General features: G+C 71.6%; 18 protein-coding genes. 3 read left to right on the forward strand and 15 right to left on the reverse strand.

Annotation, left to right across the window (positions count from 1 at the left end):
* Window positions 1–15: 15 nt before the first annotated feature.
* The 10 genes from JG616_RS08710 to JG616_RS08755 all read right to left on the reverse strand — a co-directional run bounded on the left by JG616_RS08710 (window position 16) and on the right by JG616_RS08755 (window position 7664).
* Window positions 16–486 (reverse strand): DUF1456 family protein, encoded by a 471-nt coding sequence (locus tag JG616_RS08710; RefSeq protein ID WP_199392341.1) that lies wholly within the window; start codon window positions 484–486, stop codon window positions 16–18.
* A 66-nt stretch (window positions 487–552) separates the two neighbouring features.
* The gene (locus JG616_RS08715) at window positions 553–888 is read right to left on the reverse strand and encodes a hypothetical protein (RefSeq protein WP_199392342.1); all 336 of its coding nucleotides are present in this window, start codon (window positions 886–888) and stop codon (window positions 553–555) included.
* 107 nt (window positions 889–995) lie between these two features.
* Window positions 996–1598 (reverse strand): hypothetical protein, encoded by a 603-nt coding sequence (locus JG616_RS08720; protein WP_199361795.1) that lies wholly within the window; start codon window positions 1596–1598, stop codon window positions 996–998.
* A 97-nt stretch (window positions 1599–1695) separates the two neighbouring features.
* Entirely contained in the window at window positions 1696–2136 is a 441-nt protein-coding gene (locus JG616_RS08725; protein WP_199361794.1) for a DNA methylase, read from the reverse strand.
* An 86-nt stretch (window positions 2137–2222) separates the two neighbouring features.
* The gene (locus tag JG616_RS08730) at window positions 2223–2600 is read right to left on the reverse strand and encodes a YajD family HNH nuclease (RefSeq protein ID WP_199361793.1); all 378 of its coding nucleotides are present in this window, start codon (window positions 2598–2600) and stop codon (window positions 2223–2225) included.
* A 16-nt stretch (window positions 2601–2616) separates the two neighbouring features.
* Entirely contained in the window at window positions 2617–3876 is a 1260-nt protein-coding gene (locus JG616_RS08735) for a hypothetical protein (protein WP_199392343.1), read from the reverse strand.
* A 74-nt stretch (window positions 3877–3950) separates the two neighbouring features.
* Window positions 3951–4904, reverse strand: coding sequence for a glutaminase (locus JG616_RS08740; RefSeq protein ID WP_199392344.1), 954 nt, complete (start codon window positions 4902–4904; stop codon window positions 3951–3953).
* Window positions 4905–5030: 126 nt separating this feature from the next.
* The gene (locus JG616_RS08745) at window positions 5031–6041 is read right to left on the reverse strand and encodes a DUF4344 domain-containing metallopeptidase (RefSeq protein ID WP_199392345.1); all 1011 of its coding nucleotides are present in this window, start codon (window positions 6039–6041) and stop codon (window positions 5031–5033) included.
* 64 nt (window positions 6042–6105) lie between these two features.
* Entirely contained in the window at window positions 6106–7242 is a 1137-nt protein-coding gene (locus tag JG616_RS08750; RefSeq protein ID WP_199392346.1) for a PHB depolymerase family esterase, read from the reverse strand.
* Between the two features lie 11 nt (window positions 7243–7253).
* Window positions 7254–7664: a hypothetical protein gene (locus JG616_RS08755; protein WP_199361788.1), complete on the reverse strand. Its 411-nt coding sequence runs from the start codon at window positions 7662–7664 to the stop codon at window positions 7254–7256.
* Window positions 7665–7813: 149 nt separating this feature from the next.
* Between JG616_RS08755 and JG616_RS08760 the strand changes: the two genes are divergently transcribed.
* The gene (locus tag JG616_RS08760) at window positions 7814–9310 is read left to right on the forward strand and encodes an MFS transporter (protein ID WP_199361787.1); all 1497 of its coding nucleotides are present in this window, start codon (window positions 7814–7816) and stop codon (window positions 9308–9310) included.
* A 42-nt stretch (window positions 9311–9352) separates the two neighbouring features.
* On the opposite strand, the gene JG616_RS08765 is transcribed toward JG616_RS08760, so the two are convergent.
* Together JG616_RS08765 and JG616_RS08770 are read right to left on the reverse strand one after the other, a co-directional pair.
* On the reverse strand, window positions 9353–10483 hold the full coding sequence (locus JG616_RS08765; RefSeq protein ID WP_199392347.1) for an alkene reductase: 1131 nt from the start codon (window positions 10481–10483) through the stop codon (window positions 9353–9355).
* A gap of 4 nt (window positions 10484–10487) precedes the next feature.
* The gene (locus JG616_RS08770; protein ID WP_199361785.1) at window positions 10488–11048 is read right to left on the reverse strand and encodes a type 1 glutamine amidotransferase domain-containing protein; all 561 of its coding nucleotides are present in this window, start codon (window positions 11046–11048) and stop codon (window positions 10488–10490) included.
* A gap of 187 nt (window positions 11049–11235) precedes the next feature.
* Between JG616_RS08770 and JG616_RS08775 the strand changes: the two genes are divergently transcribed.
* Complete coding sequence (locus JG616_RS08775; protein ID WP_199361784.1) at window positions 11236–12231, forward strand: GGDEF domain-containing protein; 996 nt, start codon at window positions 11236–11238, stop codon at window positions 12229–12231.
* A gap of 88 nt (window positions 12232–12319) precedes the next feature.
* Here JG616_RS08775 and JG616_RS08780 read toward each other — a convergent pair whose 3' ends face one another.
* The gene (locus tag JG616_RS08780; RefSeq protein ID WP_199392348.1) at window positions 12320–12889 is read right to left on the reverse strand and encodes a DUF6151 family protein; all 570 of its coding nucleotides are present in this window, start codon (window positions 12887–12889) and stop codon (window positions 12320–12322) included.
* Window positions 12890–12967: 78 nt separating this feature from the next.
* Entirely contained in the window at window positions 12968–14119 is a 1152-nt protein-coding gene (locus tag JG616_RS08785) for a GGDEF domain-containing protein (protein ID WP_199392349.1), read from the reverse strand.
* A gap of 92 nt (window positions 14120–14211) precedes the next feature.
* Here JG616_RS08785 and JG616_RS08790 point away from each other — a divergent pair, with 92 nt between their 5' ends.
* The gene (locus tag JG616_RS08790) at window positions 14212–15573 is read left to right on the forward strand and encodes a beta-eliminating lyase-related protein (RefSeq protein ID WP_199392350.1); all 1362 of its coding nucleotides are present in this window, start codon (window positions 14212–14214) and stop codon (window positions 15571–15573) included.
* Between the two features lie 320 nt (window positions 15574–15893).
* Here the strand turns inward: JG616_RS08790 and JG616_RS08795 are convergent, their stop codons facing one another.
* Window positions 15894–16148: a hypothetical protein gene (locus JG616_RS08795; RefSeq protein ID WP_199361780.1), complete on the reverse strand. Its 255-nt coding sequence runs from the start codon at window positions 16146–16148 to the stop codon at window positions 15894–15896.
* Window positions 16149–16407: the final 259 nt, after the last annotated feature.

The raw sequence follows: 16407 nt of genomic DNA on the forward strand, positions 1-16407 counted from the left end.
CGCCCCGGAACCGCATCACCCGCCCCGGACCCTCAGCGTCAGCCCCTTGAGGAAGTTCCGCAGCAGCTGGTCGCCGCAGGCGCGGTAGTTCTTGTGTCCCGGCTGGCGGAATAGCGCCGACAGCTCCGGCTTGGACACCGGGAAGCCGGCATCCGCGAACACCTGGTGCATGTCCACGTCCTTCAGTTCGAACGCCACCCGCAGCTTCTTCAGCACCACGTTGTTGCTGATGCGCTTTTCCACCGGCCGCGGCGCAACGCTCGCGTCGCGCCCGCGCAGGTGGACGATCAGGCCGTCCAGCACGTGGGCCAGCACCGCGTCGCTGCAGGCCTGGTAGCCGGGCTCCTCCTCGCGCAGCAGGAAGGCGCGGACGTCGTCCTTCTCCAGCGGAAAGTCCGGATCGGCCAGCCGGACCAGTTCGACCACGTGCTGGTCGCCCAGGTCGAGCATGTAGCGGAGGCTGCGCAGGACGTCGTTGTTGATCATGGAATCCGGGCGTGGCGAAGGAGCGTGCAGTCTACCGGCGCGGGCGCGGCGACGTGCCCGCCGGCCTCAGGGGCCGGTGGAGCGCGCCGGGCTGGCCAGGGCACGGTCGCCTGCGCTCCTGCCGGGCTGCATCTGCCGCTGCCCCGCGCGCAGCGCGGCGGCGACCGCGCGCATCGGCTGTGGCTGGTACATGAGCGCGGTGCGGCGCGCCTGTTCAACGCTCGGCTCGGCAGCGCGAACGGCCGGAGCCGGGGCCGGGGCCGGTTCGGCCACCGCGGCCACCGGCTGGGCCCCGTCCAGCACCCCGGCGTGGGGTCCACCCCCCGGCATGCCCTGGACGCAGCCCACCACCAGACACGCAGCCATCGCGGCCGCGAACACGTTTCCAACCGAAATCGCCATCTCCAGCCCGCGCCCTGCCAACATCAACCACGGGTTGCACGCACAAGGCATGCCAGCGCCTGGCCCGCCTGTCGCTGGGCCCAAGGGCAGGGCCCGGCGCGAACGGCTCAGTCATGCGGCACAAGGTGACGCCGGGCGTCGGCCCGGCGGAACAGCAGCGCCGACGCGCCCCACGGAAGCGCGAAGGCGGCCACCAGCACGATCTCCCGCAGCAGCGACAGGCGGCCCGCGTCCCCGTCGGCCGACGCCAGCCCGACGCCCAGCCCGGCCAGCGCGGCCACCAGCTGCGCCAGCGCGGTCAGGGCCATCGCCCGGGCCATGCCGCGCGCGCGGAACTTCGCGCGCAAGGCGCCGACGGCCGCCACCAGCAGCACGGCGACGAACAGCAGGTTGAGCGGATCGCCCTCGCCTCCCAGCATGCCCACCGCCAGATTGACCGACACGGTCAGGAAGGCGGCGGCGAGCGCCAGCGCGAAGCCGGCGCGCCAGGCCGTGCCGGCGCGGCGCCGGGTGGCGAACTCGTACAGCCCGCAGACCGCCGCGAGCAGCAGCCCCATCACCAGGAAGTCGCTGCCGGTCCAGTGCACGCCCGGCGCGTCCAGGTGCATCGCGACGGCCGGCAGCAGCAGGAGCCCGGCCGCACCGCCCCAGACCAGGGTCCGGAACCGGTTGGCGCGGCGGGCGGGTGCGGGCTTCGGGAGGGTGGACATGACGGCTTCCTCGGGACCGGATGGTGGCCCATCGTCATGCCCGGCGGTGAAGCCATGCGGGCGCACGCGTGAAGCCGGGACGAAGTGCCCGCCGCGCTCAGTCCGGGCCGAAGATCGCCGGCCCGGCCTCGCGCATGAAGATGGCCAGCGTCACCGGTCCCACGCCGCGGAACTCCAGCAGGCGGCGCTCGAACTCCTCGCGGCTGCCGGCCGCCTCGGCGATGCCCAGGATGCGCCCGTCATAGTCGTCGACCAGGGTCCGGCACAAGCGCGCGAGCCGGGTGGCAGTGGATTCGTCGTAGCGGCGATAGCCGCCCTCGCCCAGCATCCGCACCAGCTGGGCATGGCTGCACTCGCAGAGCCTGCCGGGGGTGTCGCGGCCGTGCGTTTCGACGATGACCCGCCAGGTGCCGGCGGCGATCGCCTGCGAGATGCGGTTGCCGAACAGGAAGCTGGCCAGGAACCACTTGAACAGCGACGTCTCGTCGCCCTCGAGCAGATCGAAGCCAAGGTCACGGGGAAGCAGTTGGCGGCGCATGCACGGTCTCCTGGGGCGGGCCGCATCCAACCATGCCCGCGGTGCAGTCCGGGTGTAGCCGGCGCCCTGCGGTCGGCAACCGCCGCCTAGCCGTCCTTGTGCTTCGCGCCGAGCAGTGACTTCAGGTCGGCAAAGGGATTGGACGTCGCCGCGGCGGGCGCGTCCTCCGCGTGGAGCGCGCTGACGCCGGTGTGGTCGAGCTGGCGCGAGTGCTCGTTGTCGTGGCAGTACAGGCACAACAGCTCCCAGTTGCTGCCGTCGGCCGGATTGTCGTCGTGGTTGTGGTTGCGATGGTGCACGGTGAGCTCGCGCAGGTTGGCGCGGGTGAACTCGCGGGCGCAGCGGCCGCAGATCCACGGATACATGTTGAGCGCGCGCTCGCGGTAACCGTGCCCGCGCTGCTCAGCCGCGCGGCGGGCGTCGGCGACGATACGGTCCAGGCGGGCGTTGTCGGGTGTCGGCATGGTGGCGGTCCTCGGGTTACCAGGGGACGGCGTACGGTTCGCGGTCCCCGCGCTGCAGGCCGCGGAACAGCACCGCGGCGTCGGCAGCATCCCACACGAAGGCGGTGTCGTCGTAAGGATTGCGAAGCGCGGCGGTGGCCACGGCGGCCGCGGCGTGCTCGCGCGCGATGCCCTCGCTGCGCAGCGTCGCGACCAGCAGCGTGGCGCGGCGCAGGCCCTCCAGATCGGCGATCCGGGACGCGTAGGTGGAATAGACGGTGGCCGGTCCGGTTGCCTCGAGCACGGTGCCAAGCAGGTTGTACGGACGGAACCGGACAGGCGCCGCTTCGGTCCCAAGCGCCTCCACGGCCGGCCCCAGCGCCGGATACGGCAGCTCCGACAGCTCGCCCATCCGTACCATCCGCGTGGCGAACAGGTTGCGCGTGGCCTGCTCATGGAACAGCGGACGCTGCAGGCGGCGGCTCCAGCGCTCGCCCGCACCCCCCTTGGCCGGGTCCGGTGACAGCATGTTGCGCAGCGTGCCACCGATCATCTCCCACTCTCCGCCCAGTGGTCGCAGCAGCGACCGCTCCTGCGTCGTCAGCGGCTGCTGCCAGGACGGTGGCACCGCGGCGGCAACCAGATCCGGCGCAAGCTCGCGCAGCGCCAGGTTGCCGTGGTCGAGATTCCGCTCGACCGCGGCGACTGCGACCATCTTCGTCAGCAGCAGGTCCGACGAGGCGAGCACCCGGCGCCAGAACACCAGGTCGCGCTCCAGCAGCTCGCGCACCGCGGCCGGATCACCGGCAAGCGCCTTCTCCCGGACCGCCAGCAGGTGCAGCGTCTGCCCGCCGAGCGCGTGCCGGTAGTCGGCCAGCGGCGTGAACGCATCGCCCGGAACGGCTTCCCGCCATCTGTCGGTCTCGAGCATGCGGCGATAGCCGTCCAGCAGCCACTGCTCCGACGCGCGCCACTGCGCAAGCGCCGCGGGATCCGCTTCGGATGCCGCGATGCACGCCAGGGCGCGGCTGCAGGACGCGGCCAGCGCCGCGACCTCCGCGCTGCGCGCATCGGTGTCGCGCGAGTCGCCGGCCAGGGTGATCGCGTGGACGTATCCGTTCGCCGCGTCGGCCAGCGCCGGACGGTCGTGTGCCAGTGCGGCGAGCCGCTGCGCGTCCGCGGACGGCGCCTCGTCGCTCCAGTTCACTGCCAACAGCACCAGGTACGCGAGGACCACGAAGCCCAGCAGCGCGGCAACCGCCCATGCGCTCGCGCGCAGTACGCGTCTTGCGTGCATTCCCTTCTTCTCCTTCCCCATCGGCCCGTCACTCCATGACGCCGGCCGAGCCTGTTCCGTGACCCGGTCGCCGGTCAGAACACCGACAGCCCCGTCATCCGCGTGAAGCGGTGCAGCGCATAGCGGCCAAGCAGCGAGTTGCCCTTTTCGTCCAGGCCCGGCGACCAGACGCAGAGGCCCATCACCCGCGGCACCACCGCCACGATCCCGCCGCCCACCCCGCTCTTCGCCGGCAGGCCGACGTAGAACGCGAAGTCCCCGGCGGCGTCGTAGGTCCCGGCGGTCATCATCACCGAATTGATGCGGGTGGCGCCTTCCGAGGTCGTCACCTGCTCGCCGGAGCTGCCGCAGCGGCCACCGTCGGCGAGGTACTGCATGCTGCGCGCCAGGTCCACGCAGTCCATGCACAGCGAGCACTGCAGGTAGTAGAAGTCGAGTACGTCCTGCACCTCGTTGCGCAGGTTGTCGTAGCTGCGGATGAAGTTGGCCAGCGCGACGTTGCGGTGGCCGCTTTCGCGCTCGGATTTCGCCACCACCTCGTCGGTTCCGACCTCGCTGTTGCCCGAACGCGCGCGCATGAACGCCAGCAGTGTGCGTTCGGCGTCGTCGAAGTTCGACAGCACCACGTCCGCGGTCACCAGCGCGCCGGCGTTCATGAAGGGATTGCGCGGGATGCCCTTCTCGAGCTCGAGCTGGATCAGCGAGTTGTACGGATCACCCGAAGGCTCGCGGTCGACCCGCGTCCACAGCGCATCGCCGATCGCCTCCAGCGCCAGGGTCAGCGTGTAGACCTTGGAGATGCTCTGGATCGAGAAGCGCTCGCGCGCATCGCCCACCTCGTGCACCCGGCCATCGACCATGGCCAGGGCCATGCCGAAGCGGTCCAGGGGCACTTCGGCGAGCATCGGGATGTAGTCGGCCACCTTTCCTTCGCCGAAGCGCTGGCGCACGTCCTCGTTGATGGTGCCGAGGATGTCGTCGAGGTCGAGACGCCCGAGGTCGTCGGGATTCGGGGGAAGCTTGCGCATCTGCTGCGGGTCCACTCATGGCGGGATGCCGCCGGAGCGGCCAAGACCCCATGATGCCGCATCGCCCGTGCGTCGCCCGGTGACCGCCCGCGCGCGCGGATGTCAGCGCGGAAGGGTCGCCGCGCTCTAGCCGGACACTCCCCCGTCCGGGCCCTCTTCGCGCCGCTCCAGGTAGCGCGCGGCTTCTTCCTCATAGGGCTCCAGGCCCGGCGCGAGATGCGGCAGCAGCAGGCGCAGCCAGGCGCGGCTGGCCATCCGCGTCTCGCGCGGACAGCCGCGCGCGCGCTCGGGCGTGAGGTCGCCCGCGTCGACCATGCCGGCGAAGCCCGCGGGGTCGGTGCCGTAGATCAGGCACTGCAGGTTGAAGTAGCGCTGCTCGCCCAGCGCATGCTCGTCGGCATAGGCGCGCAGGTTGTAGGCGCCGGTGCTGCGAGAAAGCAGCCAGTTCGCCGCCATGCGCAGGTTGCCCACGACCGCGTCGGGCGTCTCGTCGAGGCCGGCGAAACGCAGCATCAGGATCGCGGCCAGCTGGTCGACCGCATCCTCCTGGCGGCCGGTGACCGGCAGGTCGAGCAGGTGCACCAGGGCGTGCCCGGTCTCGTGCAGCACGATGAAGCGGACGTTGGCGAGCACGTAGCGGTTGGGATAGTCGGCGCCCAGCGCGCCGGCGCGCTGCTGCTCGAGGCCGCGCTCGTACAGCGTGCGCAGGGTCTCGTAGCAGAGCACCACGTCGGCCCCGGCCGGACGGTAGAACGCGCCGAACTCGCCGCATTCCGCGGTGACGTAGCGCAGCGCGCGTGGCAGCGCGAACATCCCGTCGATTGCCTGCACTTCCGGCAGGCGGCGCCACAGGTCGGCGTCGCGCACGCGGGCATGGATGTCCTGCAGGCCGGCGGAGCGCGGCGGCGTATAGGCGTAGTCGAACGCCGGAGCCGCCGCGGGCGGCGCCTGCGCCGCGGTCGCTGCGCGGGGGCGCACGACCTTGCGCGGCAGGGCGCCGTGCGTGCGATGGGTCCGGGTCTCGTGGGTCACGAGCGCGCGGTCCTGCGCGGGCGCGGCTGTCGCCGGCAGGCCGGCGCAGCCGGATGCAGCCGCCAGTACGGCCAGGAACGCGATCAGGCTGACGTGGGCGAGCATCGGAAGCGGAAGGTCCGGCGCCGGGGACGGAGGCGCACGAGTCTGGCAGACCGCCTCCGCAGCGTCATCCGGCGCGCCGGCAGTCGGCGAAGAAGCGCAGCATCCCGGCCGATGCATCCGGCCCATGCGGATCGGTGTAGGTGCCGGCCGCGTCGCCACCCGACCAGGCGTGGCCCGCGCCATGGATCATCCAGTGCTCGGCCAGCACGCGGCCGTCGGCGGCGCGATGCAGGGTGCGCGTCGCGCTTCGTCCGCCTGCGCCCGCAGCCTGTTCGCGCGTGCTCGATGTGGAGCGGACTTCCGCGACCGGGCGGCCACCGAGGCTCTGCTCGACCACGCCCCGCGCGTTGTCGGGATGCACGGTGGTGTCGCCGTCACCGTGGAAGACGATCGCCGGAACGGTGGTGCCCGCGGCCGCGACGCGCCGGCCGGCGCCACCCTTGCGCATGGCCGCGAACGCCGAGGGCATGTCGCTGGCCAGTCCCGTGGGCAGTCCGGAGTGCACGCCGATGGCGGCGTACAGCTCGGGATGCGTATCGGCCAGCACCGCCGCCATCGCCCCGCCCGCCGACAGACCCGCCACGTACACGCGCCCGGCGTCGAGGCCGCGGGTCGCGACCAGTGCGCGGGTCAGCGCCGCGAGGATCGCCGGCTCGCCGCTGTCGCGCTGCTGGTCGCTGCCGCGGAACCAGTTCCAGCAGCGGTTCGGGTTGCGCGCGGACGACTGGGCGGGCCAGGCGACCACGTAGCCCTGCGCACCGGCCAGCACGTCCATGCGCGTACCGCGCGCGAAGTCTTCCGGCGTCTGGGTGCAGCCGTGCAGCATCACCAGCAGGGGCGCACCCCGGGTGTCGAGCCCGTCGGGAACATGGAGCCGGTAGTCGAGCTCCCCGGCCTCGCAGGAGAACCGGCGGCGCCCCCGGGCGGGCGGGCGCGGCGCTCCGGGTCGCGGGGCGGGCGTCGGCCGTGGAGCAGGGCCCGCCTGCGGGGCATCCGTCGCACGCCCGTCGTCGACGATCCGGAATTCGCCCTCGATGCAATCGTCCGGTCCCGCGCCTGTGCGGCCAGCCGCGGCCGGTGCAGTGTCCGTGGATCCGCGGCCAACCCCTCCGGTGAGCCGGTGCTGGAGCGTGCGCGTCGCGGCCTGCAGGTCGCCGGCCTGCATCAGGCGCATCGCCTGGCGCATGGTGTCGTTGTTCATGGTGTTCCTGGTCAGTGGATGCGGCCGGCCAATGCGGCTTTCACCCGTGGGCTTGCATGCAGCGCGCCGAGCACGGTGATCGACTCGATGGCTTCCAGCGCGAGCTCGGGCGTGACGTCGTCGGCGATGCGCACCAGCCCCAGGGCCTGGATGCGCAGGCGCTCGCCGGCATCGCGCGCGGCCTCGAGTTCGCGCCGCCCGTAGTCCTGCAGTCCCATCACCAGCGTGCGGCGCGACACGGTGTTGCGCAGCGCGTCGCCATGCACGGTGAGCTGGTTGCGGATGGCGGTGCGGATCAGATCGGTGCGGTTGGCGTAGAAGCCCTCCTGCACCAGCAGGTCGATCTGCCCGAGGTCGACGACGCCGAGGTTGATGGTGATCTTCTCGCTGTCGGCGACGGGTCGCGGTCGTGGATCTGGCATGGGCAGAGGTCGCTTTCGGATGGCGAGCGCCAGCCTAGCACCATCCGTGTGGATGGTCATGAACGCGATCGTACCGTCGTGGCGTCGATCAACCGCCGCGCGAGGCGATTAGACTCGCCGGAGGCCGCGCGGCCGTCCCGGAGTCTCCGATGTCCAGCCAGACCCTCCCGCCCGGCACCGGCTCCAGCCTGCACTCCCCGCGCGAGCGCAACGCATCCGTGTTCAAGGGCGACGACGCCGCGCTGCTCGGCATCGTGCTGGCCGTCGTCACCTTCTGGCTGTTCGCCCAGACCACGATGAACATCGGGCCGGTGATGGCCGCGGACCTCGGCATGCCGATGCCGGTCATGAACATCGCGATCTCGCTCGCGGCCCTGTTCTCGGGAATGTTCACCGTGGTCCTGGGCGGCTTCGGCGACAGGTACGGCCGGGTGCGGATGGTCCTGGTGGGCAATGGCCTGGGCATCGCCGGCTCGCTGCTGATCGCCTTCGCCTTCGGCGCCGCCTCCACTCCGATGATCCTTGCCGGCCGCGTGCTGCAGGGCCTGGCCGCCGGCGCGATCATGCCGTCGACCATGGCCCTGCTGAAGACCTACTGGGACGGCCGCGAGCGCCAGCGCGCCATTTCGATGTGGTCGATCGGGTCCTGGGGCGGCTCCGGCCTGACCAATGTCTTCGGCGGCTTCATGGCCTCGACCGCGCTGGGATGGCGCGCCATCTTCATCATCAGCGCGCTGGTCTCGCTGGCGTCCATCGCGCTGGTGCGGCGGATCCCGGAGTCGGCCCCGGCGGCCGGGCGCGATCCGGAGACCGACTGGGCGGGCATCGCTTCCCTCGCCGTGGGCCTGGCGGCCCTGCTGGTCGTGGTCACCCAGGGATCGGCGATCGGCTGGGGCAGCCTGGTCACCTGGGCCCTGCTGGCGGTCTTCCTCGTCGCCCTGGGCGTCTTCGTCAACGCCGAGCGGCACGCGGCCAGTCCGCTGGTGGACTTCAGGCTGTTCCGCAACCCGGTGTTCACCGGCGCCGCGCTGTCCAACTTCCTGATCAACGGCACCGCCGGCGCGCTGGCGGTGTCGCTGTGGGTGCTGCAGGGCGCGGCGGGCATGTCCGCGGCAACGACGGGCTATCTCACCATCGGCTATGCCGTCGCCATCATCGCCTTCATCCGCGTGGGCGAAAAACTGCTGCAGCGCCACGGCCCGCGCAAGCCGATGGCCTGGGGCAGCCTGATCGTGCTGGCCGCCATCCTCCTGCTCATGGCCACGCACACCCTGCAGTGGCAATACACCGCGCTGGCGGTGGTGGCCTACGCGCTGTTCGGGCTCGGCCTGGCGTTCTACGCCACGCCGTCGGTGGATGCGGCGCTGTCCAACCTGCCGGACGCGCAGACCGGTGCGGGCTCGGGCATCTACAAGATGGCCTCGGCGCTGGGCGCCGCGTTCGGCGTGGCGATCTCGGCGGCGATCTTCACCGCACTCGCGCAGTCCGGGCTCGAGGCCGTCGGCGCGGCGATCGAGTTCACCGGCCGCCAGGACAACCTGGCGGTGCGCCAGGCCGGCATGGTCGGCCTGGCCTTCAACGCGCTGATGGCGCTGGCCGCGCTGGTGTCGATCACCGTCTTCATTCCCGGGCAGGCGAAGCGCTAGGCACGCGCGTCAGCCGTCCTGCCGCCGCACCTGCGGCTGTGGCTACGGCTGCGGCTGCGGCGGCTGCGGCTGCGCCTGCTCGAGCGTCGGATAGTCGGTGTACCCGCGCGCATCGCCGCCATAGAACGTGGAGCGGTCCGGTGTGTTGAGTCCGGCACCGGCGCGGAAGCGTTGCACCAGATCGGGGTTGGCGATGAACGGCCGGCCAAAAGCCACGGCGTCCGCCGCGCCCGAGGCGACCAGGGCTTCGGCCCGTTCGGCCGTATAGCCGCCACAGAACACCAGCGTGCCGGCGAAGGCCTCGCGCAGCGCGCGCCGGAACCCGTCGCCCAGCTTCGGGCCGCCGGCCCAGTCCGGTTCGGCGATGTGCAGGTAGGCGATGCCGCGCTGGCCGAACGCGCGCGCCAGGTAGAGCGCGCTGTCTTCCGGCTCCCGGTCGGCGATGTCGTGGCCGGTGAAGTGCGGCGAGATGCGCACCCCGACGCGACCTGCGCCGAGTTCGGTGATCACCGCGTCCACCACGTCCAAGGTGATGCGTGCGCGGTTTTCGAGCGCACCACCGTAGCGGTCGCTGCGCGTGTTGCTGTTGGTCGCCAGGAACTGCTGCAGCAGGTAGCCGTTGGCCGCGTGGATCTCGACCATGTCGAACCCGGCGCGGTCGGCGCGCCGTGCCGCCTGTGCGAACTCGGCGACCACGCCCGGGATTTCACCGGTGTCCAGCGCACGCGGCGGCGCGGCCGGCAGGTTGGCCGGCGTGCCATCCGGCTGGATGACGAAGCAGGACGCGCCCTTGGCGACGATCGCCGAGGGTGCCACCGGCGCCGCACCATCCGGCCGCACGAGCGGATGCGAGATGCGCCCGACGTGCCACAGCTGCGCCGCGATCCGGCCGCCGCGCGCGTGCACCGCGTCGGTGACCTGCTTCCAGCCGGCTTCCTGCGCGTCGCTGTAGATGCCGGGGGTCAGCGCATAGCCCTGGCCCTGGCGCGAGACCTGCGTCGCCTCGGACACGATGAGGCCGGCGCCCGCACGCTGTGCGTAGTACTCCGCGTTCATGGCGGTGGGCACGTCGCCCGGCTGGCCTGCACGCGAGCGGGTCAGCGGCGCCATGAGCACGCGGTTGGGCAGCGCGACGGCGCCGGCCTTCAGGGGTGAGAGCAGGTGCGGGTACACCGGCTCAGCTCCGCGGCGGGTGCCGCCCCTCCGCGAACTCTTCCACGATCTTGCGGCAGAACGCCGGCAGGTCGTCCGGCTTGCGGCTCGAGACCAAGCCCTGGTCGGTCACCACCTCCTCGTCCACCACCTCGGCCCCGGCATTGCGCAGGTCGGTGCGCACGCTCGGCCAGGACGTCATGCGGCGGCCGCGCACCACGTCGGCCTCGATCAGCACCCAGGGTCCGTGGCAGATCACCCCGATCGGCTTGCCACTGCGCGCGAAGTCGCGCACGAAGCCCACCGCCGCCTCGTCCATGCGCAGCGTGTCCGGGTTTGCCACGCCGCCGGGCAGGATCAGCGCGTCGAAGTCGTCGATGCTGGCCTCGGCCACCAGGCCATCGACCTGCAACCGGTCACCGGGCTTGTCGTGGTGCATGCCCTGGATCTCGCCCGCCTTGATCGACAGCAGGCTGACCTTGGCGCCCGCCTCTTCCACGGCCTTCCGCGGTTCGGTCAGTTCCACCTGCTCGAAGCCATCGGTGGCGAGGATGGCGACGCGGCGGTTCTCGAGGGTCTTGTGCATGGTGCCTCCGGGGGAATCTCGCGGTGCCCGACCGCGGGGCCGACGAGCATGCAGGTCCGTCGATGGAGGCGACGTGAGCCGCGCACGCCGCTCTCACCGCCACGTCAGGACGCGATTGCTAGTCTTGCCTGATTCCCAGCACCGCAACGGCGGAGCCCGCGAACCACCGCCGAGACGAGGGCCACCCATGACAGGATCCGAAGCGTGGAAGGACAGGATCAAGGCCGACTTCCACCTCGCCATCGTCCTGCTGTTCGGCACGATCACCGTTCTGGTGGTGCTGCCCTTCTCGATCCGCCGCTTCTTCGTGGACGAGGCGCTTGCCGGCACCTTCGGATTGCTGATCATGGCCTGCATCGCATCCGGCGTCGCCTACGCCTGGCGGACCGGTCGTACCCAGGGCGCCGCGAACTTCATCGCCGCCATCTACTGCGTCTTCTGCATCGCCATCGTGCACCTGGTGCAGCCGTCCGGCGCGCTGTGGGCCTATCCGGTGCTGGTGGCCAATTTCCTGCTCGCCAGCCGGAGCCGCGCGCTGCTGCTGTCCTCGGGCGTGGTCGCGGGGGTGATGATCGGCAACGTCCAGCTCGCCGCCGTCGTCGACCAGCTCACCTTCCTTGGCACGGCGCTGATGGTGAGCACGTTCGCGTTCGTCTTCGCGTCGCGCACGGCGCTGCAGCGTGCCCAGCTCGAGGCCATCGCCCTGCGCGATCCGCTGACCGGCGCCAACAACCGCCGCGGCCTGGACGCGGAACTCGAGATCGCCATGGCTTCGAGCAAGCGCAGCAGCGAGCCGCTGGGAATGCTGGTCTTCGACATCGACCATTTCAAGCGTGTGAACGACAGCTTCGGCCATGAAGCGGGCGACCAGGTCCTGCGCGGGATCGCTGCCCTGGTGCACGCGAACACGCGCAGGCAGGACCGGTTCTTTCGCCTCGGCGGCGAAGAATTCGCACTCCTCCTTCCCGGCACCAGCCCCGCGGCGCTGCGCGACGTGGCCGAAAAGCTGCGCCAGGCGGTGGAACGCGAGGTCCAGGCCGAGGGACATCCCGTCACCATCTCCATCGGTGCGGCGCCGGTCCGCGCCGGCGAGACGCCTGCCGAATGGTTGGCGCGCGCCGATGCCGCGATGTACGCGGCCAAGCGCGGCGGCCGCAACCGCACGGTGGTGGCAGAGGCGTGAACCTCGCCGACATCCGCCGCGGGTCCTGCATCCACTTCGGCGTCGGCGCGACGATGGCGCGTGCGGAAGGGCGTCGCCACGCCGGCGATCAGTTTTCGACGCCAATCCGCTCCGACTCGCGCATCGGGCGACCCGTTGCAGCATCGAAGAAGGGAGACTCGCGCTGCCCGCGCAGGCGCGCACCGAGCACGCCCTTCGCGATGCACAGGCCGCCCCACAGGAAGGCCAGCGGCGTCGCACGCACCGGCGCGTTCGCCGACGCCGAATGCACTACGCAGCTGCCCGCCGGTCCCACGGCCGCGTCCACCGCCGCGGCATCGGGCAGGCACGCCGTGCACAGGCCCACGTAATGCACGCGGGGATTGCGTGCGGTGTTTCCCAGCGGCGTACGGCAGCAGGCGGCGTACCAGCGGTACACCCTGCCGCTCAGCGTGCCGCAGGCGATCTGCCCGCTGCCCGCGGTGAAGCGCAGCCCCGACGGCGCCATGGCGACGATGTCGGTGCCGCCGCACGCATCGAGCAGCCCCGGTGTTCCCAGCCAACGCGCATAGGCCTGGCAGTCCCGGCAATGGCAGCTGACGCGGGCATAGATCCGGGCAGCCCGTGCTTCGCGCTGGACCTGGCCGCAACGGCAGCGCAGCGGAATGATGCGGCTCATGCATCGCCTGCAACTGGGGAAGGAAAGTCGATGCCGAATCGTACAGGCGGCCTCGCCGCAAGGTGAAGGGCTTCGCGGCTATGCCGGCTCGGCCACATGGGCCTGGTCTCGGCCCGCGCGCTTGGCGCTGTACAGCGCGGTATCGGCCTCGGCCACCGCGTTGGTGAAATCGTCGCCCGCCGCCCATGCGGCCACGCCGATGCTGGCAGTGACCGATAGGCGTGACTCGCCGAATCGGAACGGCGTCCCGCCCACCGCTGAGCGCATGCGCTCGGCGGCCGCGCCGGCCTCTTCCATGTCCGACGCGTCCAGCAGCACCAGGAACTCTTCGCCGCCCCAGCGGGCCAGCGCCGTGCCGGTGCGCAGCGTCCCGCGCAGGCGGCCGGACACCGCGCGCAGCACCTCGTCGCCGCGCTCGTGGCCGTGGGTGTCGTTGATCGGCTTGAAATGGTCGACGTCCAGCAGCAGCACCGCCGGCAGGCGTCCACGTGCCAGCACGTCGGCCTGCCACGCCGCGGCGCGCTCCAGCAGCGCGCGGCGCGTCAGCAGGCCGGTCAGCTCGTCGATGTCCGCGTACCGGCGCAGCCGGTAGTGCAGCTGGGCGTTGGCCAGGTTGAGCACCAGCGCGCCCACCAGCAGGGGCAGCAGCGCATAGAGCACCGCATAGGCCGCCAGCAGCGGCGCCTCCACGTAGAGTAGGTGGCGATGCTCGGGCCCGTCGTGGCGGATCGCCGCGTCCAGCGCCACGATCCAGCTGCACGCGTAGACCAGCAGGGTCACCGCCACCGCGGCCTCGGCCGCGTTGCGCGGCGCCACCAGCGCCCGGCGCATGGTCCAGGTGATACCCAGCGACACCGCCAGGCACAGCGCATGGAAGGTCAGCGCGAAGCTGCGCGGCCCCGCGAACCAGGCCAGCAGCAGGGCCAGGCTGGGCACGCCGATCTCCAGCGCCAGCCGGGTGATGGCGACCGGGCGCGCGCCGACCAGCGGCCGCAGCGCGCGATAGATCACCGCCGTGCCCACGACCGCCGTCAGGGCGAGGACCAGGAGCGGCCATCGCGCGGCGCGTTCGGCGACTCCGCTGGTCACCATGCCGGCGCCCAGCAGCGCGAAGCCCAGGGCGGAGCGCGCCAGCCCGCCGCGATTGAGACTGTCGCCCTGGACCGCGATCAGCAGCATCAGGGCCGCGGCCCACGCGCCGAAGCCGCCGATCACGTAGGTGAAAAGCATGTCCATTGAATGCATGCCTCGAGGTGCGTGGGCGGGCGCGGCGTGCGCGCAGGGCTGTTCCCTCCGGGAGCCCCCCACCGCAAGCAACAAATATGCCAGTGGCACCCGGGAGCCCCGGTGATGACGGCGAACGCACCACCCTCGAGGCGAGCTGCATCAGCGCGCACCTGCAGCTGTACCACCCCGGCGGCACCACGCCGGGTCGCCTGCAGGCGCGGCCGTGCGTGCATGGCCTGCGGGTATGCTGCGTGAAGCGTCGCACCCGACAGCGACCCACCCGAGGGCTCCACATGGATCGTCGCCGTTTCCTCGGCGCAGGCAGCATTGCGGTCGCTTCGCCGATGTTGTCCGGCCTGGGCATGCCGGCCGCAGCGAACGCCTCCGCGCCGGAGTCGAGGCGCGTGAACTTCGCCTCCGACGGTCTCGGGCTTGACCCCGCCGAGTACGCGGCGGTGCTGTCGCAGGTCGTGGCCGACGGCAACTTCCAGCCCGACAACTACACGCAGGGCGGCATCATCCGTGCCCTGGAAACCAGGTTCGCGCGCCTGTTGGGCAAGGACGACGCGATCTACCTGCCGACCGGGACGCTGGCGAACCATCTGGCGGTGCGCAAGCTCGCCGGGAACGACCGCCGCGTGCTGGTGCAGGCGGAAAGCCACCTCTACAACGACAGCGGCGACTGCGCGCAGACCCTGAGCGGGCTGAATCTCGTGCCCCTGGCGGACGGCGCCAGCACGCCATCGTTCGACGAGGTCGAGCGCTGGCTGCGGCGCTCGGACGGCGGCCGGGTCGAGACCCGCGTCGGCGTCATTGCCATCGAATCACCGGTGCGGCGACGCCACCACGAGATGGTGGACTTCGACACGCTCGCGCGCATCAGCCGCCTCGCCCGCGAACGCGGCATCCGCCTGCACCTGGACGGCGCGCGGCTGTTCAACCTGCCGCTGCACTCCGGGCACGGCCTGCACGCGTATGGCGCGCTGTTCGACACGGTCTACGTCTCGCTGTGGAAACACTTCAACGCCGGATCCGGCGCGATCCTCGCCGGGGATGCCGGCTTCATCGAAGGCCTTTTCCACCAGCGCCGCATGTTCGGCGGCGCCCTGCCCCACGCCTGGCCCTCGGCCGCGGTCGCCCTGCGCTTCGTCGACGGCTACCTGGAGGACTACGCGAAGTCCTGGCAGGTGGCGGACCGCTTGGTCGCGCTGCTGCAGGATGACGGCCGGTTCTCGTTCGAGACGCTTCCAAACGGAACCAGCCGCTTCTTCATGACGGCGACAGGCGTGGACCCCGCTGCCCTGCGCGAACGCCTTGCCGCGCAGGACGTCGTCCTGTCGCATGGCCATCCGGATACCGGCAGGTTCGCGATGGAGGTCAACGCCACGCTGCTGCGTCTTCCCGCAGAGGTTCTGGCCGCAAGGTTCATCGAAGCAGCGAACGGCGCGGCGCGCTGATCCAGCGCCAATCGCAGCGCGTCCAGGCTCCCGCTGGCCGCCAGCGCGCCTCATGCCGGTTTCGCCGCCGATGACGTCACGGTCGAGCCGCTGGGCGACACCGCCTCGTTGATGCTCCGCTACCGTGGCCATCCCGGCGCGGGCAAGGCACCCGTCGTCTTCCTCGCCCACATGGATCGACCGCGAGCTGCGCACCACCTGCACGCCCACCCTGCTCAGCGCGGGACAGGCCGAGAACGTGCTGCCCACGCGCGCCGTGGCCACGGTGCAGCGCTGGACCGCACCCTCGCCGCCCGTGCCGCCGGCGCCAGTCGCGTGCCCTACATGGAAGCCGGCTCAACCGATGGCCTGCGTTTCCGCCGCGCGGGCACCGGCGCCGGGTGGCTGGCGATGAAGAAGCTGGCGAAGTGCATCCAGGCCGGGTCCAGCGCGAACTGGGCGCGGACGGATTCCCAGGTGGAGAGGTCCGGCGCGGGTGGAGTCTCGGCCTCGAGCGCGGCCAGCAGGCTGGTGGGCAGCAGGGCGGCGGAAAGCGCGGCGGGTGCCGCAAGCAACCTGCGTCGTGTGATCTGCATGGCCGATCTCCCGGGTCCGGCCCGCGGAGGGCCGATGCAGCGTGAACGCGCGGTGCAGCCCGGCACGGCCACGCGGGTTGCGCGCCGCGACCGGGTCACCGCACAATGCCCGCCGAAGGGGAGTAGCTCCCAACGTGCAGGCCGTCAGTTCGAGCAGCGATGCTCCGGTCCCACGGCAGCCCACTGGGCTGTGAGCAAGACCTTCGCCGCGATGGCGAAGGTGCGTCCCCGGATCTCCGAGCAAGGGTTCCGTGCCGCC

Source organism: Luteimonas sp. MC1895, assembly GCF_016457215.1.
GTDB lineage: Bacteria > Pseudomonadota > Gammaproteobacteria > Xanthomonadales > Xanthomonadaceae > Luteimonas.